The organism is Corallococcus sp. AB038B (genome assembly GCF_003668955.1).
Lineage (GTDB): Bacteria > Myxococcota > Myxococcia > Myxococcales > Myxococcaceae > Corallococcus > Corallococcus exiguus.
The window spans coordinates 1,177,088-1,197,967 of record NZ_RAWO01000002.1; the positions used below are offsets into that span (position 1 = coordinate 1,177,088).

19 protein-coding genes are annotated in these 20,880 nt (G+C 69.5%); 14 read left to right on the forward strand and 5 right to left on the reverse strand.

Annotated elements, in window-relative coordinates:
* Positions 1 to 4 precede the first annotated feature (4 nt).
* Positions 5 to 1,249: a hypothetical protein gene (locus tag D7Y04_RS15850; RefSeq protein WP_121759839.1), complete on the reverse strand. Its 1,245-nt coding sequence runs from the start codon at positions 1,247 to 1,249 to the stop codon at positions 5 to 7.
* A gap of 238 nt (positions 1,250 to 1,487) precedes the next feature.
* Between D7Y04_RS15850 and D7Y04_RS15855 the strand changes: the two genes are divergently transcribed.
* From D7Y04_RS15855 to D7Y04_RS15875, 5 genes are all read left to right on the forward strand, one after another.
* Positions 1,488 to 1,988, forward strand: coding sequence for a Fur family transcriptional regulator (locus D7Y04_RS15855; RefSeq protein WP_171808297.1), 501 nt, complete (start codon positions 1,488 to 1,490; stop codon positions 1,986 to 1,988).
* 4 nt (positions 1,989 to 1,992) lie between these two features.
* Positions 1,993 to 2,529, forward strand: coding sequence for a TlpA disulfide reductase family protein (locus D7Y04_RS15860; RefSeq protein WP_233601441.1), 537 nt, complete (start codon positions 1,993 to 1,995; stop codon positions 2,527 to 2,529).
* Positions 2,530 to 2,611: 82 nt separating this feature from the next.
* Entirely contained in the window at positions 2,612 to 2,893 is a 282-nt protein-coding gene (locus tag D7Y04_RS15865) for a septum formation initiator family protein (RefSeq protein WP_120577454.1), read from the forward strand.
* Positions 2,890 to 5,052 (forward strand): diguanylate cyclase, encoded by a 2,163-nt coding sequence (locus tag D7Y04_RS15870; protein WP_120596403.1) that lies wholly within the window; start codon positions 2,890 to 2,892, stop codon positions 5,050 to 5,052. Before D7Y04_RS15865 ends, D7Y04_RS15870 begins: the two co-directional genes overlap by 4 nt.
* Before the next feature lie 13 nt (positions 5,053 to 5,065).
* A complete protein-coding gene (locus tag D7Y04_RS15875) occupies positions 5,066 to 5,848 on the forward strand; it encodes a class I SAM-dependent methyltransferase (protein ID WP_121759840.1) in 783 nt (260 codons plus the stop codon).
* 1 nt (position 5,849) lies between these two features.
* Here the strand turns inward: D7Y04_RS15875 and D7Y04_RS15880 are convergent, their stop codons facing one another.
* Positions 5,850 to 7,544, reverse strand: a complete 1,695-nt coding sequence (locus D7Y04_RS15880) for an HAD-IG family 5'-nucleotidase (RefSeq protein ID WP_120596401.1) — start codon at positions 7,542 to 7,544, stop codon at positions 5,850 to 5,852.
* A gap of 85 nt (positions 7,545 to 7,629) precedes the next feature.
* On the opposite strand from D7Y04_RS15880, the gene D7Y04_RS15885 reads away from it, so the two are divergent.
* Genes D7Y04_RS15885 through D7Y04_RS15910 form a run of 6 tightly spaced genes read left to right on the forward strand, consistent with a single transcriptional unit; the run spans position 7,630 to position 14,451 of the window.
* Complete coding sequence (locus D7Y04_RS15885; RefSeq protein ID WP_120596400.1) at positions 7,630 to 7,953, forward strand: hypothetical protein; 324 nt, start codon at positions 7,630 to 7,632, stop codon at positions 7,951 to 7,953.
* The gene (locus D7Y04_RS45120) at positions 7,950 to 10,223 is read left to right on the forward strand and encodes a serine/threonine-protein kinase (protein WP_171808298.1); all 2,274 of its coding nucleotides are present in this window, start codon (positions 7,950 to 7,952) and stop codon (positions 10,221 to 10,223) included. The genes D7Y04_RS15885 and D7Y04_RS45120 overlap by 4 nt, the downstream gene beginning before the upstream one ends.
* Positions 10,224 to 10,228: 5 nt before the next feature.
* Positions 10,229 to 10,888, forward strand: coding sequence for a response regulator transcription factor (locus D7Y04_RS15895; RefSeq protein WP_120577480.1), 660 nt, complete (start codon positions 10,229 to 10,231; stop codon positions 10,886 to 10,888).
* Positions 10,889 to 10,915: 27 nt separating this feature from the next.
* Complete coding sequence (locus D7Y04_RS15900) at positions 10,916 to 12,256, forward strand: pitrilysin family protein (RefSeq protein ID WP_121759841.1); 1,341 nt, start codon at positions 10,916 to 10,918, stop codon at positions 12,254 to 12,256.
* Between the two features lie 3 nt (positions 12,257 to 12,259).
* On the forward strand, positions 12,260 to 13,753 hold the full coding sequence (locus tag D7Y04_RS15905; RefSeq protein ID WP_120577461.1) for a pitrilysin family protein: 1,494 nt from the start codon (positions 12,260 to 12,262) through the stop codon (positions 13,751 to 13,753).
* Positions 13,750 to 14,451 (forward strand): RluA family pseudouridine synthase, encoded by a 702-nt coding sequence (locus D7Y04_RS15910; RefSeq protein ID WP_121759842.1) that lies wholly within the window; start codon positions 13,750 to 13,752, stop codon positions 14,449 to 14,451. The genes D7Y04_RS15905 and D7Y04_RS15910 overlap by 4 nt, the downstream gene beginning before the upstream one ends.
* Before the next feature lie 9 nt (positions 14,452 to 14,460).
* Here the strand turns inward: D7Y04_RS15910 and D7Y04_RS15915 are convergent, their stop codons facing one another.
* From D7Y04_RS15915 to D7Y04_RS15925, 3 genes are read right to left on the reverse strand one after another with little or no spacing between them, the layout of a single operon-like run.
* Positions 14,461 to 15,300: a hypothetical protein gene (locus D7Y04_RS15915; protein WP_147477117.1), complete on the reverse strand. Its 840-nt coding sequence runs from the start codon at positions 15,298 to 15,300 to the stop codon at positions 14,461 to 14,463.
* Positions 15,297 to 16,703 carry a hypothetical protein gene (locus tag D7Y04_RS15920; protein WP_121759844.1) on the reverse strand — a complete coding sequence of 469 codons (1,407 nt, stop codon included), beginning with the start codon at positions 16,701 to 16,703 and terminating at the stop codon, positions 15,297 to 15,299. Before D7Y04_RS15920 ends, D7Y04_RS15915 begins: the two co-directional genes overlap by 4 nt.
* A gap of 45 nt (positions 16,704 to 16,748) precedes the next feature.
* Positions 16,749 to 17,312: a hypothetical protein gene (locus tag D7Y04_RS15925; protein ID WP_120577465.1), complete on the reverse strand. Its 564-nt coding sequence runs from the start codon at positions 17,310 to 17,312 to the stop codon at positions 16,749 to 16,751.
* Positions 17,313 to 17,547: 235 nt separating this feature from the next.
* On the opposite strand from D7Y04_RS15925, the gene D7Y04_RS15930 reads away from it, so the two are divergent.
* The 3 genes from D7Y04_RS15930 to D7Y04_RS15940 all read left to right on the forward strand — a co-directional run bounded on the left by D7Y04_RS15930 (position 17,548) and on the right by D7Y04_RS15940 (position 20,785).
* A complete protein-coding gene (locus D7Y04_RS15930; RefSeq protein WP_120596394.1) occupies positions 17,548 to 18,363 on the forward strand; it encodes an ABC transporter permease in 816 nt (271 codons plus the stop codon).
* A gap of 35 nt (positions 18,364 to 18,398) precedes the next feature.
* Positions 18,399 to 19,136 carry an ABC transporter ATP-binding protein gene (locus D7Y04_RS15935; protein ID WP_120596393.1) on the forward strand — a complete coding sequence of 246 codons (738 nt, stop codon included), beginning with the start codon at positions 18,399 to 18,401 and terminating at the stop codon, positions 19,134 to 19,136.
* Between the two features lie 119 nt (positions 19,137 to 19,255).
* On the forward strand, positions 19,256 to 20,785 hold the full coding sequence (locus D7Y04_RS15940; protein ID WP_120596392.1) for an MlaD family protein: 1,530 nt from the start codon (positions 19,256 to 19,258) through the stop codon (positions 20,783 to 20,785).
* Positions 20,786 to 20,880: the final 95 nt, after the last annotated feature.

Sequence of the window (20,880 nt, forward strand, 5' to 3'; positions counted from 1 at the left end):
TGAGTCAGTTCGAAGGGGATTGGGCCTGGGCGGAGAGCTGCTTGCGCAGGCCTTCCGTCAGATTCAGGCGTTCGAAGGCGCGGGTGACCAGCTCCGCGGGCGCGCCGTGCTTGCGACCCACGACGTTGGCCAGGGAGTGGAGATCCGTGGCTTCCGGCAGGGCGTCCTTCGCCAGTCGCTCCAGCTCCTTGCGGAGCGCGTCGGAGAAGCGCTTCTGGATGCCCAGGTCCACCAGGTACTTGTCCCGGCCGAGCAGATCCAGCCGGTGGGTGAGGTGGCCCGTGGCCAGCACCTCGTTGCGGAAGCGCTCGCGCAGCGCCTCCACGACTTCTTCCAGCCTGAGCGCGTGGTTGAGCCGCTGCAGCTCGCTGGGGGACAGGCCGAGCGCCCAGGCCACCCGGCCGGTGGCGCCGCGCTGGGACGCGTAGGCGGTCTCGATGTTGTGGCGCTCGCGGGCCTCCAGCGTCTCCATGATGCCGTGCTGGCGCAGCACGTTCTCCATGTCGACCTGGGTCATCTCACCGCGCGGGCCGTTGTAGCGGTGCTCCAGCGTGCGCAGAAGTGAGTAGCGGTGCTCCGTGGCCTCGATGGCGGCCTCCAGCGTCTCCTTGCCCTCCGCGCGCGTCAGTTCAAGGAACGACAGTCGCTGGGCCTCCACGCGGGTGAAGCGGCCGCGGGGGCGGGGCAGCTCGCGCTTGAGGAAGCGCGGGGCCTCCTCTTCTTCCTGGGGCGCCTGGGGAGCCGGGGCGGACGCGGCGGTGTCGGCGTCCTCCGCGTCGTCGGTGGTGCGCTTCTTGGGCGCGATGCGCTCCTGGACGGCGGCGGCCTCGGCCTTGGCGCTCTTGCGGCGGCCCGTCTTCGCGTCCGTCTCCTCGGAGGCCGGGGAGGGGAGCGCGAACACGGGCGTCGTGGAGGCGGGCGCGGGGGGCGGCGTCTTCTCCTCGCGCACCAGGGCCAGCTCCTGCGCCACGTCGTAGTAGCCGCACTCCTGGCGCTGGGCCGCGAGCGCCGGCGTCACGCCGCGCAGGATGTCCACCACCGCGAAGGGCCCCAGGGGGGACGTCTCCGGTTCACCATCCGTGAGGGCGCGGACCCGGAAGTCCTCATCCTCGGTGAGGAGCGCGAGCGCCTCGCGGACCTGCTGTGCGGGGGCCGGAGCCTTCGCGCGTCGGCAGAAGTCCGACACCGCCACCGCCACCGGGGTGGGTACGTCATCGGGCTGCCGTCTTCTCTGCCAGGGACTGATCATGGAAAGGTTCGGAAAATTGCTCGTTTACGAGGGCGGATGCCTCTATCTTCGCGGCCAGACAGGTGTCAATGAGCCAGTCCGGCCTCAATGTAAACAGCTCACGCGCGGCGCAAGGCGAAGTCACCGAACTCCGTGGTAGTCACCGGGGAAGCGGGCGCTTGCCAGGCCCGGCCGGCCAGATTGTCTTGCGGGAGCAGGCATCCCCACCCCAACACATGGGGTGATCCAGAGATTGCAGATGACGACCCATCACCACAGCCACTCCCACTCCCACGGCCCCTCGGACAAGGACAAGGACGAGGTCCTGGCGCGCTACATGGCCCAGCACGGGCTGAAGAGCACGCGCCAGCGCAGCCTCATCATCGACACCTTCTTCGAGGTGGGCGGCCACCTGTCCGTCGAGGAGCTGTGGAACAAGGTGCGCGAACAGGACACCAAGGTGTCCGTGGCCACCGTGTACCGGACGATGAAGCTGCTCAACGAGTGCGGCCTGGCCCACGCGCGCAACTTCGGTGACGGGCAGACGCGCTACGAGGCGGCGGCGGGGCGCGAGCACCACGATCACCTCATCTGCACGAGCTGCGGCACCATCGTGGAGTTCGAGAACGACCGCATCGAGACGCTCCAGGATGTGGTGGCGCGCAAGCACGGCTTCACGGTGACGTCGCACAAGATGGAGCTGTACGGCTTGTGTCGCGAGTGTCAGCTCCGGGGTGGTCCTCCGGAGACAGAGGCCTGAGCGCGTGAGCCCGGTGCGACGACGCGCGCTCCTGTGCGCGGTGGCGCTGGGCGCATTGACGCTGACGGGCTCGGTGTCCGGGTGTCGCCACGGCGGGCCGGTGGACGCCGGGCCCGCGTTCTACCGGGCGCTGTGGCTGCCGTCGGTGGGGCCTACGCGTTACGACCCGCGCCAGCTCACGGGCAAGGTGGTGCTGGTGTCCTTCATGGCCACCTGGTGCTTCCCGTGCCTGGCGGACCAGCCCTCGCTCACGCATCTCCAGGAGACCTACGGCCCCCAGGGCTTCCAGGTCGTCGCGGTGGGGATGGACATCGACGAGGGCCGGGTGCTGGGCCCGTTCGCGAACCACTACGCCTTTCCGTACCCGGTGCTGCTGTCGGACGAGCGGATGCGCGCCGGTGAGAGCGCCTTTGGCCGCATCCGGGCGCTGCCCAGCACGGTGCTGCTGGACAGGCACGGCCGCGCGGTGGCCGCGTGGCAGGGGATTGAAGGCCAGGCGGACGTGGCGAAGGCCATTGAAAAGCTGCTGAAGGCGGACTGATTTCCGCCTCCGCCCGGGGTGCTACAGGGCTGGAGCGGAATAGTTGCGGGCAAGGGGGCCGCTGGTACCTTCGCCGGCGCTCATGACGTCCCGGCGAAAGCTCCTGATGGTGGCGGCGGTGGTGGCGGTGGCCTTGAGCCTCGCTTCGGTGGCGGACGCCAAGGGCTTCCGGCGCTACCTGCGCCTGCGGCAGGACGTGGAGGCGCTCGATGAGCGCAACCGCTCGCTGGCCGCGCAGAACGACGTGCTCCGCAAGGAGATCGCGGCGCTGCGCAAGGATCCGGCGACGCTGGAGCAGTCGGTCCGTGAGGAGCTCGGCTACGTGAAGCCGGGCGAAATCGTCTTCCACCTGGAGTCGCCATGACCTCGCTGTCCGTGGTGCCCTCTCCGGCGAAGCTCGTGCGCGCGTTCTTCCGCGCCATCCCCGCGGTGGTGGCGCTGGCCACGTTCGTCCACCTGGCGCGAGGCGGCTTCCGGGGCCTGCACACGCTGGGGTGGACGGAAGCGGCGCTGGTGTTGGGGCTGCTCATCGGCATTGGCATGGCGGCGTGGCGCCGGGCCATGCGCTCCTCGGTGGGCGCGGTCATCGACCTGCGCGACGACCTGGAGCTGGGCGGAGGGCTCATCTCCGCGGCCTTCATCGTGGTGGCCATTGGCGGCGGGGAGCTGTTCCCCATCGTCTACCTGTTGATGGCGTTCCTGGTGGCGTTCCTGCCTCGCAACGCGGGCATGACGCTGCTGGGCGTGGCGCTGGTGTACGACGGACTGGTGACGCTGGGCGGGCCGGTGGTGAACATCACCGGGTTCCTGACGCACACGCTGTTCCTGGCGCTGTTCGCGGGGCTGTACCACCTGGTGCTGTCCGCGCGGATGGCGGTGGCGAAGCGGGCGGAGTCGGACGCGGTGCAGAAGCGCATCCGCGAGGTGGAGGAGCGCGCGCGCACCTTCCGGCTGGTGTCCTCCGGGACGCAGGACAGCTTCAGCGGGATGAACTCCGACGAGAAGTGGCTGGTCGCGTCGGTGAAGGAGATTGAAGGCGCGGTGCACGCGGCGCTCGAGATTGCCGAGACGGGCCTGCGCACGGACACCTGCGCGGCGTTCCTGCTCACGTCGGACGACCGGAGCCTGAAGCTGTACGACTGCCGGTCCGGTTCGGAGCGGGTGCAGCGCGAGAAGTTCAACGCGGGCGAGGGCATCATTGGCGGCGTGCTGAAGCGCCGCGCGCCGGTGCGGATGAACTCGCCGCAGGGGCTGAAGGGCGTCACGTACTACGAGAGCAGCGGTCCCACGGTGCAGGCGCTGTTGGCGGTGCCCATCCTGGAGGGAAGCGGCCTGGTTCGCGGCGTGCTGGTGGCGGACAAGCTCAAGAACGAGCCGTTCACGGACCAGGACGAGAAGATGCTCACCACCATCGCGGGAGAGGTGCTGCGCTCCATCGAGGTGGAGCGGGTGATGAGCTACATCCGCAAGACGCGCGACGAGAAGGACCGGTTCTTCCGCGCCATCGAGGAACTCAACCGCGCGGGCAGCCCGGACCAGGTGTTCGTGGCGGTGCTGGAGGCGACGCGGCAGCTGGCGGGGCTGGACTTCTGCGCGGTGACGCTGGTGTCGGAGCAGGACGGCAAGCGGATGCACCGCGTGGCGCGGATGACGGGCGTCACGGCGCAGGGCAAGGCGCTGGAGGGCCAGACGTTCCAGGACAACAACGGCCTGGTGGCGAACGTGGTGCGCTACGGGGCGCCGCTGCCGGGGCGGGACATCAAGGCGATGGACCGCCAGGTCATCTTCGATGAAGAGACGCAGGTGCGTGGCCTGGGCGCGCTGAAGATCTTCCCGCTGGTGGCGGGGGACCGGATTCTGGGCACGCTGGTGGCGGGGTCGCGCAAGAAGGCGGCGTTTGAGCAGGACGTGCTGCGGATGATCGAAGTCATCGCCATCCAGGCGGCGCAGGCGGTGTTGCGCGCGCAGCTCTACGAGCAGATGGAGCGGATGGCGACGACGGACGGCCTCACGGGGCTGCTGAACCACCGCACGTTCCAGTCGCGCGCGGACGACATCCTGGCGCAGGCGCGGCGGTACAACCGCAAGTGCTCCATCATGTTGACGGACGTGGACCACTTCAAGAACGTGAACGACACCTACGGCCACCCGACGGGCGACCAGGTGCTCAAGGGCGTGGCGCGCATCATCAAGACGCTGGCTCGGGACACGGACGTCGTCGCGCGCTACGGCGGCGAGGAGTTCGTGATGGTGATGCCGGAGACGGACGTGCAGGGCGCGAAGATCATCGCGGAGCGTATCCGCGAGGCGGTGATGGCGGAGGTCTTCCAGACGGAGATGGGCCCGCTGCGCATCACGATGTCGCTGGGCATCGCGACGTTCCCGGACAACGCCATGGAGAAGCAGCAGATGATCGACCTGGCGGACCAGTGCCTGTACCACTCGAAGCGCAACGGCCGGAACCAGTCCGTGACGGTGGCGCAGATGCAGGGTGGCCGGAAGCTCCAGGCGGTCGCGGAGTAGGGCGGCGGTATCGATGTCTCCCGTTCCCCTCGCCATCACCACCAGCACGAAGACGGACGCGGCCACGGTGCGCGAGGCGCGAGCCGTGGCGCAGCGGTGGAACCTGCCGTTCCTCCCGCGCCGTTCCAGTGAGGGCATCGCGCCCTGGCTGGGCACCAAGGTGGAGGTGCTGCTCGTCGTGGGCGGCGATGGCGTGACGCTGTGGGAGCCGCAGGGTTCGTTCGGCTTCCACGCGGGCATGGCGCACCTACGGCGCATGCGGCTGCGGCAGGGACAGCGCGATGACGCATTCCTCAAGGTCGCGGAGATCGTCCCCGGCGATGCCGTGCTCGATTGCACCCTGGGACTCGCGCAGGACGCGCTGGTGGCGTCGCTCGCCGTGGGGCCCACGGGGCGTGTCGTCGGTCTGGAGAAGAGCCTGCCCCTGTGCATCGTCGCCGCGGAGGGGCTTCAGCGCTACGACCGGGGCGCGGACTCGTGCGCCATCGAAGTGCTTCACGCGGATGCGCACGCGTACTTGAAGACGCTGCCCTCGAAGTCCTTCGACGTCGTCTTCTTCGACCCGATGTTCGCCAAGCCGAAGAAGGCCCAGCCCGCCTTCGACGTATTGCGCCGCTTCGCGGAGCACGCGCCCCTCACTCCTGAAGCCGTGGAGGAGGGGAGACGCGTCGCCCGCCGGTGGGTCGTCGTGAAGGGCGCTCGTCACACCGACGATTTGAAGAAGGTGGGCATCGAGCCTGCGCCCACCTCGCGCTTCAGCGAAGTCATCTGGGGGCGGCTCCCCGCTCTCCCTTGAACTACTCTTTCTCCGACCCCTTCGGAGGACCCTCACTGCCCATCGGGGACAGCTTGCTCGACAGCGCGCCGGCCTGCTCGTGCGCCATCAGGTCGCGCGGCGAGCGGTAGTACTGCATGGGCGAGTGGTGCAGGAAGTTCGACACGCGGCTCGTGTAGAGACACGCGTACTGCTCCACCTGGTAACCGAAGCGGCTGTTCTCGTTGCCCTCCTTGAACAGCAGGCCCCAGTACGGATTGAAGCCCTCCTCGACGTCGCGCTCCAGCGTGTCCGCGATGCCGTTGGTCTCCTTCAGCGACCGGCGCAGCTTCTCCAGCTCCGCCTTCACCTTCTTGCGCAGCTCTTCCACTTCCTGGCGCTCGGGCTCCGCCAACTCCTCGCGCTCCAGCCTGCGCTCCAGGGTGTTCAACACCGTCTTGCGGTGGTTCACCTCGTCGTCCAGCCGAGCTCGCGTCAGCTCCACCTCCGACAGCGTGACGATCTCCTCGCGCCGCGCGTCCGTGTACGTGATCTCGTCTTCAATCTCCTGGACGATCATGCACGTGCGCCACAGCGACGACTTCTTCGACTTCAGGATGTCGCCGTAGATGTGGTCGCCCACGTAGAGGATGTGCTCGCCCCGGTAGCCGGTGAACTCCTCGAACTGGGCCAGGTTGCCACCCGAGTACACGGTGCCGCGCTCCAGTGACTTCGCCTCGCCCACGACCTTGCCGGCTTCCGTGGACGAATCCAGCTCCAGGAACGGCCGGGCCTCCGTGAAGAAGGCCGGCTTGCCCGCCGCCGTCACCACGAAGTCGAAGTAGTTGCGCCAGCTGGGGTACTCCGGCAGCTGCCCTTCCAACAGGTAGCGCATCACCGCGTTCGTGTAGTCCCACGCGGAGTTCGTCAGCAGGAACAACTTCTTCCCGCCCGAGCGCAGCTTGTGCAACGCCGGACCCAGCTCCGGATCCAGGAACACGTAGCGCGCCAGGTCCTTGCGGATCTCCCGCTTGAGCGAGTTGTCCCGGTGCACCGTGTCGATGGCTTCCCGGATGTCGTCGTAGAGCTTGCCGTAGTTCACGGTGTGCCCCAGCGACTCCATCAGCTCGATGATGCCCGAGTACAGGCACGTCTCCGGCAACGCGAAGAGCGTGTCGTTCCACGCGAACTGCGGGTTGCGCAGCCGCACGCGCTTGTTGCGGTACAGCTCCTTCCACGCGTCGCGCTTCAGCGGACGCAGGCCGTGGTACGCGCGCCCCACGTGACCGAAGCGGTCCATCTTCAGGACGTTGCCGTTGACGCGGTCCACCGCCAACCCGCGCATCACGAAGTGGTGGTCGTAGAGCAGGCCGCCCACGAACGGCGGATAGCCGTACTCGCTGATCAGCTTCGCGAGCGTCATGTCGAACGACAGCTGCTCCAGCCGGCGCATGTGGTAGATGGCCAGCGTGTAGTCCATGTCGAACCCGATGAGTTCGATGTGGTCCATGCGCAGGTTGCGGTTGACGAACACGTCCCGCGAATGCGGCACCTGGTCCGTGGCCTCACGCGGCGTGGTGAGCAGCCGGCCGAGCACGTCGTCTGTGAGCAGGTCCCTCGCCCGGCGGGCCGCGTCGTCGGCGCGCTCGCGGCTGATGGAGGAACGGAAGCTCCCGTGCAGCGGATCCACGGAGGGTCCGCCCGGGATGGGCCTGGCAGGGGAGAGTATGGGCGACACGGGACCTCAAGACATAACACGCGCCGCATGCCCTTCGCCCGCGTCCTTGCGGGCTTCGCACGGGGCTGGCACGCTCTGTCCAACGATGCGCACCCCACGTTCATCCCCGGCTTCCGCCGAGGACCTCCACGCGCGCCTGGCCGCTCGCATCACCGCGTTGGAGGACCGGGTGCGCCGTCTGGAGGCCCGACTCGCCCTGGAGGCCCGCAAGCCGCCCCTCGTCCGCACCCGGGCCAGCGCCTCCGCCGCCACCGTCCGCACCGCCCGGCCCCGGCCTCGCTGCCCTGGCTGCACCCTGGAGTTGCCCCGTGGACGGCGCGGTGAGTCGTGCGTGTGGTGTGGCTTCATGTTCGCCGCCGTGACCCGCCGCCGCGCCAGTGGGCCCAAGTCGCCCCGGAAGACCCGATGAGCGGGACGTACCGGCTCATCGGCCGCACGGAGGCAGGGGACCTCGCGGAGCTGTACGAATCCCTGCTGCTGCCCTCCATCCCCGTCGCGGTGAAGCTCTTCCTGCCGCGCACCTCCGACCCCGCCTACGCCCGTTCGCTGGCGGAGACGGTGCGGCTGCTCCAGCCCGTGCGCCACCCGGGCCTCCTCCACGTCGTGGACGTGGGCTTCGTCCGCCAGCGGCTCGCCGTGGTGCGCGAGGACGTGGACGGCTTCACGCTGGGCGTCGCGCTCCAGCGCCTCAATACGAAAGAGGTGCTGCTGCCGCCCACGGTGGCGCTGTCCATCGTCATCCAGCTGTTGGACACCGTGCAGCTCGCGCACGACGCGGGCGTCGTCCACGGAGCCATCACCCCGGGCAACGTGCTCCTGGCCCGCGACGGCTTCCCGGCCATCTGCGACTTCGGCGCGCTCCAGGCGCTCCTGTCCGTGCCCCAGCTCAAGCGCACGTTCGCGCACCGGGGCCGCAGCGCGTATCGGGCACCGGAAGTCACCCGCGGGGAGACGGCCACGGAGGCGTCCGACGTGTACTCGCTGGGCGCCATCGCGTACGAGCTGCTCACCCTGCGCGAGGCTGTGGTGCCCGGCAGCGGCGTGAGCACCCGCCGCGAGGCGCTGCCTCCGCCCAGCCGGTTGGATCGGCGGATCAACTCGCGGCTGGATCCGTCGATCATGCGCGCGTTGGATCCGGCGCCCCAGCGGCGCTTCCGCTCGTGCGGCGAGTTCGCCCAGGCCCTGCGCAACTTCCTCTCCGCGGGCGGCGGTCTGCCCGGCGCGGAGGACGTGGCGCGCTTCGTGTCGGAGTTGTTCCCCAACGAAGTGAGCATCGCGGCCCCCGGGCCCGTCCCGTTCGCCGAGCCCTTCCAACTGGAGGCCGTCTCCGGCGCGGAGATGGAGGACCTGCATGCGGAGGAGTACGAGGCCTCCATCGTCCAGCGCGCGCCGTACAGCCGCGCGCCCACGGAGAAGGAGGCGTCCGCCGAGACACAGGAGGCCGCGCCCGGCTTCGAGGAGTTCCGTCCCGAGGACTACGCGTCCGACGCGCCTGATGACGACGAGCCCGGGCCCGAGAGCGAAGTGCGGAGCACCGAACTTTCGCCCGCGGGGCCGCTGGAGCAGGGCTGGGACGCGCCGCCGGGTGTCCTCGCGCAGAAGTCCCGCCGTCCGGACAGCCCGGCGTCAGCGCGCGCGGGACGCAATCCCCGCGTGAAGGTCATCGAGGACTTCTCCGGACCGCCGCTCGGGGACGACGAACCTCCCGTGCCCACCGGCCGCCGCGCCGCCATGCGCCCCGGGCCGGCCCTCGGGGACGACGAACCGCCCGTGCCTACCGGCCGTCGCGCCGCCATGCGTCCCGCCCAGTCCCCGGGAGCGGAAGAAGAACCGCCGAAGCGCCCGGCCCTGCGCCCCGCGAAGGGGGCCGGGGGCAGGGCTCCCGGCCAGGAGACGGCGATCCTTCCTGCTGGCGGTGGCGCACCTTCGGCACCTGCTGCCGCTGACGTGACCGTGCTCCGCCAGCAGAGCCGGGGCCGCGCGGAAGCCACCGAAGCCCTTCCCGCCGAGCCCCGCTCGGAGCGCCGCATGGCTCCTCCAAAGGCGGAAGGCCGCGTGCGCTCCGACATGGCGGAGCCCGCGCCGTCAGACCGGCACCTGCCGGTGCACCAGCGCTTCGACACGGTGGAGACGCCGCGCGTGGACGCGGTGGCCGCCGGCACCCGCCGCAAGCGACTGCTCTTCATCGCGGGCGGCATCGCCCTGGTGGGCCTGTTCATGTTCGCCGTCGCCGCGTGGCGGCTGGGCCTGGAACAGGTTCAGGAACCGGAGCTGCCCCGCTACGACCCGAACGCCCCTGCGGCGAACGACACGCAGGCACCGCCCGCCAACCCGTCCGCGCTCAAGCCCATCGCGCCTCCTCCGCCCGCGCCGCCGGTCAATCCGGGTGCACGGGACATCGAGGACGAGGACGTGGACACCGCCGAGCCCGGCGTTCCTGCCAAGAACCAGCGCGCGTTCCTCACGCTGCGCACGAACCTGCCGGCGAACGTCTTCATCGACGGGGCGAAGGTGCGCCGCACGACGCCGCTGCTGAACTACCCGGTCCGCGCGGGCACTCGCGACATCCGCGTGGTGGCCATCTCCACCGGTGAGCAGAAGGACTTCCAGCTCCGCTTCTCGCGGGGCCAGCACCAGAAGCTGGACGAACAGTTCCAGCCTCCCCCCACCAGGCGGTGAGTTTCGTGGAGCGCACGCGCATCTTCGTCGTCGAGGACCAGCCCCAGCTCCTGAAGAACCTGGTCAAGGTGCTGGGCACCTTTCCGGAACTGGAGGTCGTGGGCACCTCCCAGGATGGCGAGCAGGCGGTGGACGACATCGTCCGCGAACGCCCGCAGCTCGTCCTGCTGGACCTGGAGCTCCCCAGCCTCAACGGCATCCAGGTGACCCAGAAGGTCAAGCGCCGCGCCCCCGAGGTGGAGATCCTCATCCTCACGTCCTTCGAGGACGAGCAGAAGGTCTACGAGGCCATCCAGGCGGGTGCGTCCGGCTACCTGGTGAAGCGGGTGGGGCCGGAGAAGATCCGCTCCGGCATCCAGGAGGTCATGGACGGGGGCACCGTGCTGGAGCCCATCATCGCCCGGCGCTTCTGGAACTACTTCCAGTCCATCCAAGCCAGGCCCGCCCAGAAGCCCGCCGAGCTGCCCTGGGGTCTGACGGATGTGGAGCTGGACGTCCTTCGCTACGTGGCGAAGGGCCTGTCCAACGCGGAGGTGGGGCGGGTGATGACGCTGGAGCGGCGCACGGTGCGCACGCACCTGTCGCATATCTACCGGAAGATGGGCGTCAACTCCCATGTGGACGCGGTGGTGATGGCCCTGCGTCAAGGTGTCGTGGATCTCTAGCCGCGCCGTGGTTACGGTGTGGCACCTATGTCCAAGGCATCCCCGCGGTCCACCGCGGTGCGCGCGGTGGACCCCACGCTCGCCGCACTCTTCGACGTTCACGAGGCAACCCTGCCCAACGGTCTCAAGGTCCGCCTGCTGGCGAACCATCAGGCCCCGGTGGTCAGCCTCTACACCTTCTTCCAGGTGGGCAGCCGCAACGAGCGGCCCGGCATCACCGGCATCAGCCACCTGTTCGAACACATGATGTTCAACGGGGCGAAGAAGTACGGCCCCAAGATGTTCGACAAGACGCTGGAGTCCAACGGCGGCCGCTCCAACGCGTACACGTCCAATGACATGACCGTGTACTACGACGACTTCAGCGCGGACGCGCTGGAGACGGTGCTCGACCTGGAGTCGGACCGGATGCGCTCGCTGCGCATCTCCGACCAGACGCTGGCCAGTGAGCGCCAGGTCGTGATGGAGGAGCGCCGCGTCCGCGTGGACAACGAAATCCCCGGCATGATGGACGAGGAGCTGGGCACGCTCGTCTACAAGGCGCACGCGTACCGCTGGCCCGTCATCGGATGGATGGCGGACATCGAGAACATCACCCGCGACGACTGCCAGGAGTACTTCCGCACGTACTACGCGCCCAACAACGCGGTGCTCTACATCGTCGGGGACATCGACCCGAAGAAGACGCTCGCGCTGGTGAAGCGCTACTACGGCAACATCCCGCGCGGCCCTTCGCCCGCGTCGGTGCTCAACGCGGAGCCGGAGCAGAAGGGCGAGCGCCGCGCCGTGGTGCGGCACCCCGCGCAGTCGCCGTCCGTGATGATTGGCTTCCGCGGCCCCGCCGCCAGCAACGAGGACACGCTGGTGCTGGACGTGGTCCAGTACATCCTCACCAAGGGCGAGGGCAGCCGGCTGGTGAAGTCCCTCGTGTACGACCAGAAGGCCGCTGTGTCGGTGATGCTCGACTGGAGCTGGCGCATCGACCCGGGGACCATCCTGTTCTACCTGGAGCTCAAGCCGGACTCCGAAGCCGCGAAGGTGGAGGCCCTGCTGTACGCGGAGCTGGAGAAGCTGGCTCGCGAGGGCGTCACCGACAAGGAGTTGCAGAAGGCGAAGAACAACCTGCGCGCGGACCACCTGCGGGAGCTGTCCACCAACAGCGGCCGCGGGCACGCCCTGGGCCACTACGAGGCCCTGCTGGGCGACTGGCGCGAGGGTCTGTCCCTGCCGACCTTCTACGCGGCCGTCACGGCGGAGCAGGTGAAGGCCGTGGCCGCGAAGTACTTCGCCCCCGAGCGCCGCTCGGTGGTCACCCTCCATCCCGAAGCCGGCGCTGATGAGGCCGGTGACGAAGCGGCGGAGGCGTAAACCATGGCCTCCCGAAAGATCGCCAAAGTGAAGAACACCGTCCGCAAGGCCGCCAAGGCCGTGCGCAAGCAGGCCACCGCCGCGCGCAAGAAGGTCGCGCAGGTGAAGAAGGCCGTGCCGGCCCGAGCCAAGAAGCTGGTGAAGGCCGCGACGGCGCCGAAGTCCGCCGCCACCGGCGAGCTGAAGCTGCCCGCGCTGCATGAGAGCACCACGTCCACGGGCCTGAGGGTCATCGCCGCCGAGCGCGGGCCGCTGCCGCTGGTCTCCGTGCGGCTGGTGATGCGCGCGGGCGGCGTGTGGGATCCGCAGGGCAAGGACGGCCTGGCGGACTTCACCGCGCGCCTGCTGCGCCGGGGCACGAAGCGCATGGACGCGGATGGCATCAGTGAAGCCATCGAGTTCGTGGGCGCCAGCCTCTACGCGGGCGTCAACGAGGACGTGCTGTCCGTCTACCTCACCACGCCGGCGGAGCACTTCTCCGCGATGCTGGACGTGCTGGGGCAGGTGATGCGCGAGCCCACGTTCCCGGAGAAGGAGGTCGTGGACGCCCGGGAGCGCGCGCTGGCGCAGTTCGCCAACGACCTGGATGATCCGTCTTCCATCGCGGACCGCGCCTTCACGCGCGCCATCTGGGGTGACCATCCGTACGGGCGCGACCTGGGCGGCAACAAGCGCACCGTGTCCACCTTCACCCGCGACGACCTGGTCCGCTTCCACGCCGAGTGCATGGGGCCCCGGATCTCCCTGCTCACGGTGGTGGGCGCCATCGACCCGGCGACCGTGGCCGCGGAGGCCGAGCGCGCCTTCGCCGGGTGGACGGGCGGCCCCGACGCGGATCCGATGCTGCCCCGCAAGCAGGAGCCGCTGGCGAAGGCCGGGACGGTGCTTCTGGTGGACAAGCCGGACCAGACGCAGTCGCAAGTGCGCCTGGGCGGCCCCGGCTTCTGGCTGGGCCACGAGGACTACTTCCCGGCCACGGCGATGAACATCGCGCTGGGCGGCGGCTTCACGTCGCGGCTGATGAACGAGATCCGCGTCAACCGCGGCCTCACCTACGGCGTCAGCTCCTACTTCGACACGATGAGCGCGGGCGGCATCTTCGCGCTGTCCACGTTCACGAAGACGGCGTCCACGCGGGTGATCATCGACGTGGCGCTGAAGGAGATCCACGGCGTGCGCGACGGCGGCCTCAAGCCCCGCGAGCTGAAGGACGCGCAGAGCTACCTGGCCGGCCTGTATCCGCTGCGCACGGAGACCAACGAGTCCGTGGCCTCCGTCATCGGGGACATGCGCATGCACGGCCTGGGCGATGACTGGGTGGAGAAGTTCCGCGACCGGCTGCGCGCGGTGACGCCCAAGGACGTGGCCGCGGCGTCGAAGAAGTACGCGTTCGCGGACCGGCCCGTCATCGTGGTGCTGGGCAAGGCGTCGGAGGTGAAGCCGCTGCTGGAAGGGCTGGGCCCCATCACCGTCGTGCCGGCGTCGGACTACGAATGAGCGGTGACGTTCCCCGCGTCCTCTTCGAGGGCGCGGGCGTGATGGTGGTGGACAAGCCGGCCGGGGTGCTCGTCATCCCCGGCCGCGAGGGCGGCGCGTCCCTGCGCGACACGCTGGAAGCCCACCTGGGCCGCAAGGTCTACGTGGTGCACCGGTTGGATCGCGACACGTCCGGCGCGCTGGTGTTCGCGCTGGACGCGGACGTGCACCGCGCGCTGTCCCAGGCCTTCGAGGCGGGCAAGGTGCGCAAGCGCTACCGCGCCCTCGTGGAAGGCCGACTGGAGGCGCCCCAGATGGTGGACGCGCCGCTGGTGGCCGGCCGCAAGGGGCGCATGCGCGTGGCGAAGCCGGAGGAGCCGGACGCGAAGCCATCACGCACGAGGGTGCGCCCGGTGGAGACCTTCGCGAGCGCGTCGCTGGTGGAGGCGGAGCCGCTGACGGGCCGCACGCATCAGATCCGCGTGCACCTGTTGTCCCTGGGGCATCCGCTGCTCGTGGACCACCAGTACGGCCGCGAGGCGCCGCTCACGGAAGGCGACCTGGGAGGGCAGGGGAGTCAGGAGGTGCTGACCCGGACGCCGCTGCATGCCGCTCGCGTGGAGTGGCCCGCGTTGGCCGGGCTGCCAGCGCGTGGCGTGGATGCGCCGCTGCCCGCGGACATGCAACGCACGTTGGAGTTGCTGCGCGCGGCGGGGTGAGGCGCGGCGCTACGGGGACGGCTCCAGCCGGAACGTGTTGGACTCGCCAGTCACTCCGAAGCTGTCCATCGCGGTGATGTGCACGTTGCCCGCGGGCGCGGTCAGGACGACGTTCGCGTTGCACACGCCGAGGTCGCAGGGGCCGATCTTGGTGGGCGACACCGTGCCGCGCGACGGGATCAGCTCCACCGAGCCCTGGAAGTGCTCGGCCCTCGGCCCGTGGGCGCGCACCGTGATGGCGAAGGAGGTCCGGCTCACGCGCGTGCCTTCGATTTCATCGAAGCTGAAGCCGGTGATGTCGCCCTCGCGCATCGGCACATCCGGCCCGGGGCCCGCGTCCACCTGCTGGCCGCCATCCGTGGCGTCGACCCCGCCGTCGAAGTCGCCGTAGATGGGCCCCGCGTCGGTGAGGATGAGGATGCCCCCGTCCTCGGGGAGGGGAGGGTCGGTGACTTCCTGTCCCGGAGGACGCAGGGTGAGAGCGCCTTCGGCCACCGCCTCTCGCCCGTCATCCAATTGCAGACGCACCGCGTGCGCGCCCGCGCCCAGACCCCGGGGCACCGTCACGATGGCGACGCCCGCCGGATCGAAGCGCGACACCGTCGCTTCCTTCTCATCCATCCAGATGCGGCCTGAACCCATGCGCGCATCCACCTTCTCCGCGCCGTAGTCCACGGCCACGCTGTAGCGCGCGTCGAACCGCACGGTGACGTCTTCGTCCTTCGCGTTCACCGGCAGCGTCGCGGGTTCCACACCGACGATGGTGGGCGGAGGCAACGCCGCTGGGTCGCCCGTGCAGGCCCACGCCAGCGCCGCCATTCCCACCGCGGCCAGGCCCGCGCGCATCACGGAGCGAACCTCAGCCCCGCGGACACGGACACGCCGCCCAGCTCGGCGCGCAGCGACGGTGTCTCCACCGGCGCCAATGCCGCGCGCACCTCCGTGAGGATGCTCCAACGGCCCAACCGATAGGCGCCCTGCGCGGCCAGGAATCCCATGGCGCGCACTCTGCGCTCATCCACCGCGTCAGGAAAGACGTCCCCGGTCTCAATGCCTTGCGTTGAAAGGTGATGGCTCAAAGCCAGCACTCCGCCGCCTGCACGGCCGTCCAGCTGAAAGAAGCCACGTTGGAAAAGGGTGACCCGCGCGGACAAAAGCAGGGGAATCCCCCACACGCGCGAGTGCACCTGCGTGTCTCCCTGCTGTCCATCCAGGCTCGCGTGACGAAGGCCCACCTCCGCCTCCGCCGCCACGCGCCAGTACCACACCGGCAGCGGCACGGAGACGCCCAGCCCCAGCAGTGGCCCACCATTGGCGCCGCTCGCGAACGCGGCACCGCCCAGGAGGAACAGCGACGTCCGTGGCACCGGGCCCCGGACATGGTGCGCACGGCGAACGGAGGGAGTGTCCGGGACGATGATCACCCCCTCCGCGGGCTGTGCGGCGCCGGGCTTCACCGTGCCTTGAATCCGCACCGCGTCCTCGGCGGGCGCATCACTCCAGCGCACGGTGACGGATACGTCCGTCGCGTCCGCGCGCGGCTGCACCGAGTAGCGCGCGCGTTCCGGATCCACCGGCTTCACGGTGGCGCCCTCCGCTTCCACGGTCAGCTCCGAGGCGGAGATCCGATCCTCGGCACCCGCGATGATCAGCCAGCCACCGCCCTCCGCGGGCAGCGGATCCGGCGTGAGCGCGGCGACGAGCGGACGCACGGTGGGCACCTCCAGCGGCGCGCGGCGATCCGTGGTGAGCGTGCCCCGGGTCGCGAGCACGCGCGCCTCCGTCGCATCTGGCGGCACCTCCACGGGCACCTGTGCATTGCCGTGCCCGTCCGCCTTCACCGGGCCGAAGCGCGCGTCGCCCACCGCGACCACCACCTCCGCGCCCGGCGCCGTGGACACGTCCAGCGTGGTGCGTCCCAACAGGGGCAGCCGCACGGTGGTGACCTCCGGCGCGCGGCCGTCCTCCACCCAGAACGCGAGCACCGCCCACAGCGGGTAGCGCACCGGCGGAGGCGTCCAGTGGAAGACGCGCTCGGCGCCGCCCTCCACCCGCGTCCGCTCCCAGGTGCCGGATGAGGCCGCCGCGCGCACGGGGCCGGCGCCCTTCGGCACCCGCACCCGCACCTCCACGGTGACGTCCTCCCCGAGCATCACGCGCCCGGGCGTCGCCTCCACCTCTGGCGGTTCCGCCCGTGCGACGGCGGCACCCAGCATCAGCAGGCAGACAGCGAGATGGAGCGGCGGACGCATACGGGAAACCCAGCCTCCCAGTTGACCGCCGCTCCGGCCTCCGGGTCAATCCCCGGAAGGCAGGGAAATCTCAGCAGCGGCCTCCGAATCAGGGGGCAGCTCGGCCTGGGGCTTGTCCGCCGGTCCGGTGTGCTTGTTCGTCGGCGGACTGAAGACAGGCCTGTCCGCCGGAACGCCGCCCCGGCCGTGCACCAGCGTCTTGGTGTCCGTGCGGAAGGTGAGGTCCACCTTGTCGCCGCGCACCGCCGTCACCAGGCCCACGCCGAACGTCGGGTGGTGGAGCACCTGATCGACCTTGTAGGTGTCCTTGGGGCTGTACTTGGGCGCGCTCGCGAGGTCCTTGCCCGCCAACTGCTCGTCAAAGGAGATGACCACCTTCTCCGCGCGGGTCGAGCCGCCGGAGGATGCGGCGCGAGGGGCGCGGGTGGACGCCTTGGTGGGGCGGTCCGTGACGCCCGCGGTGCCCCGGAACGCGTGGTCCCCGCCGCAGGTGTTGCAGCGGACGCGCACGATCTTTGGACCGACCATCGCGAGGATGGTGTGCGCCAGGTTCATCTTGCAGCGGGTGCACTGGGCATCCACCTCGCCGCCGACCTTCTGAGTAGCCATGCTGTCGTGTCGCTCTGGCCCGGCAACTCCCCTGAAGGGCGCGCCGGGCGTGGAAGTAAAGAGGGCCGCGCAACATAACGGCCGACCCCAGGCGGAGGAAGCCCCATCGCATCCCACCCGCGCGTCGCGTGGGAGCCCCCCGGGCAACCAGCCGATGGAGGTGGGGGTGGGATGGGCCCGCGCTCAGTTCCCTTGTGCCGCCGTCCGGAGCACGTAGAGTCGCCCGCCTGAACGCATGACCACCGAGACCCCCAGCAAACCCAACCGGTTCACCGGCGCCTTCACCCAGTCGGTGGAGGGCCTCGGCAAGGGCATCATCGACGTCATCAGCAGCATTGGCGGCGTGGTCGCGCTGGGGCTGGACGTCTTCCGCTGGAGCGTGCGCCGCCCGTTCCGGCTGCACAACCTCTTCACCCAGCTGGACTTCGTGGGCGTGGGCTCCATCTTCATCGTGGGCCTCACCGGCACCTTCACCGGCATGGTGTTCGCCCTCCAGACGTCCACCGCTTTCGCCCTGTTCGACGCGGAGAGCCTCGTGGGCCCCACCGTGGCCCTCACGCTCACGCGTGAACTGGCCTCCGTGTTCGCCGCGCTGATGGTCACCATGCGCGCCGGCTCCGCCATGTGCACGGAGCTGGGCACCATGCGCGTCACCGAGCAGGTGGACGCGCTGGAGACCATGGCCGTCAACCCGGTGCAGTACCTGCTGGTGCCCCGGGTGCTCGCCGGCCTGTTCATGGTCCCCGCGCTCACCATGCTCTTCAACACGACGGGCATGTCGGGCGCCTACGTGGTCGCCGTCTTCGGCCTGGGCATCTCTCCCGGCACGTTCCTGTCACGCACCCAGCAGTGGATGGCGCCAGCGGACATCTACGAGGGCCTGCTCAAGGGCGCCATCTTCGGCCTCTCCGTGGCCCTCATCTGTTGTTACAAGGGCTTCAACGCGTCCGGCGGCGCCAAGGGCGTGGGCCAGGCCACCACGGAGGCCATGGTGTCGAGCGCGCTGGCCATCTTCATCCTCGACTTCATCGTCGGCATGTTGATGCACTGATGGGCCCCCAGACTCCGCCCGGATCCGCGCGGGCCATGATCGACATCGTGGACCTGCACAAGACGTTCGCGGGGAACAAGGTCCTCACCGGCATCAACCTCACCGTGCCCGCGGGCAGCACCTGCGTCATCCTGGGTGGCTCCGGCTCCGGCAAGACGGTGTTGATGAAGCACATGATCGGCCTGCTCAAGCCGGACAGCGGCCAGGTCATCATCGACGGGCAGGACATCGTCCCCATGAGCGTGGAGGGGCTGCAGCAGGTGCGCCGCAGCTTCGGCATGGTGTTCCAGGCCGCCGCGCTCTTCGACTCCATGACGGTGTTCGAGAACGTCGCCTTCCCCCTGCGCCAGCACACGTCGCTGCCGGAGGACGCCATCCGCGAGCAGGTGCGCAAGCGCCTGGACCTCATGGGCCTCAAGCGCGAGGTGGAGGGCCGCTTCCCCGCGGACCTGTCCGGCGGCATGCGCAAGCGCGTGGGCCTGGCGCGCGCCGTGGTGTTGGATCCCAAGGTCGTCCTCTACGACGAGCCCACCACCGGCCTGGATCCCATCACCACGGACTCCGTGGACGACATGATCCTCACCGCGCAGAAGGAGCTGGGCGTCACCAGCGTGGTCATCAGCCACGACATCGCGTCCGCCTTCAACGTGGCCAACCAGATCGCCTTCCTGTCCAAGGGCGTCATCGTGGAGCACGGTTCGCCGGAGCAGCTGCGGGCGTCCCAGCACCCGGCCGTCCAGGTCTTCCTCCAGACCTGGTTCGGCAAGAACTAGGACATGGGGGTAGGGAAACCGGTCCCCCAAGGATTCCAGCCCTTCATGAAAAGCTGGCACCCGGCATGCAAATCGTTAGAGTCGCGCGCGGCCGGTGGTAGCGCTCGGAGTCACATCAGGTGAAGAAGCTCGTCACGCCTTTCCGTGTTGGCCTGCTGGTCCTCGCCGCCGGTGGTTTCCTCATCACGTTCGTGTTGTTCGCCACGAAGGGCGGACTGAGCGACAGAGACTCCACCAAGGTGTGGGCCTATTTCCGGGATGCGTCCGGCCTGGCGGTCCGCGGCCGCGTGCAGATCGCCGGCATCCCCGTGGGGGAGATCAGCGAAATCAGCCTGGAAGGCACCCGCGCGAAGGTCTGGCTGAAGATCCGCAAGGGCGTGGACCTGCGCCAGGACGCCGCGGTCACCAAGCGCTCGGAGTCGCTGCTGGGTGACTACCTGCTGGACCTGAACCCCGGCACGGAGCAGTCGCCCGAGCTGGAGAACGGCGGGCAGATCCGCCGCGTCATCGACACCCAGGGCGTGGAGGCCGTCTTCGAGTCCCTGTCGCAGATCACCTCCGACATCCAGCAGGTGACGGGTGCGCTGCGCGAGGTGCTGGGCGGCGAGAAGGGCGCGGGCAGCCTGGAGCGGATCGTCGAGAACCTGGTCCGCCTGTCGGATTCGGTGGACGCGACGGTGCGCCGCAACACGGACCGCCTGGACACCATCATGGCGAACGTGGAGGGCGTGTCCTCCGACGTGCGCGCCATCACCCAGGGCAACGGCGCGGAGGTGACGCGCATCGTCACCAACGTGGAGCGCATCACCCAGGACGTCCGCGAGGTGCTGGGCACCGTCAAGAACATCGTGGGCAGCGGGGAAGGGGAGTTCAAGGAGAGCGTCTCCAGCCTCAAGCAGACGCTGGGCCGGCTGGACAACACGCTGGCCAACCTGGAGGACATCACCCGCAAGGTGAAGGACGGCGAGGGCGCCGCCGGCGCGCTGCTCACCGACGAGCAGCTGGGTCAGCGCCTCAGCGAGGCCGTCACGGACGTCAGCGAGTTCGCCACCCGCCTGAGCACCCTCCAGACGGAGGTGGGCCTGTTCAGCAGCTACCTGGTGTCCCAGGGCGCGTCGAAGAACGGCCTGACGCTGAAGCTCATCCCCAAGCCGGACAAGTACTACCTGCTGGAGATCATCGACGACCCGCGCGGCTCCGTCAGCACGCAGGTGGTGCAGACGAACCCGCCGTCGGAAGGGGACCCGGTCATCCAGACGCAGAAGGTGACCAAGGAGTCCTTCAAGGTCAGCCTCCAGTTCGCCAAGCGCTACTACTTCACCACCCTGCGCGTGGGCCTCATTGAATCCACGGGCGGTGTGGGCGCGGACCTGCACCTCTTCGACGACGTGCTGACCCTGAAGATGGACGCGTTCAACTTCACCGCGGACGAGCTGCGCTACCCGCGCCTGCGCGCCATGCTGAAGGCCCAGGCGTTCGACCACCTGTACGTCATGGCGGGCATGGACGACATCCTCAACGCCCGGCAGCGCGACGCGGCGACCCGGCGCCTGATCGCCGGCCGAGACTTCTTCTTCGGCGCGGGCTTCTTCTTCACCGACGACGACCTGAAGTCCCTCATCACCGCCACGGGCATCCCGACCTTCTAGACCGTTGTCCCCTTGACGTTACCGGGAAGGTGTCGTACCCGGCACGGGCACGGGGTTTCCCCTGGAATGCGCCGTGCCCTGACGCGATGCCGTAC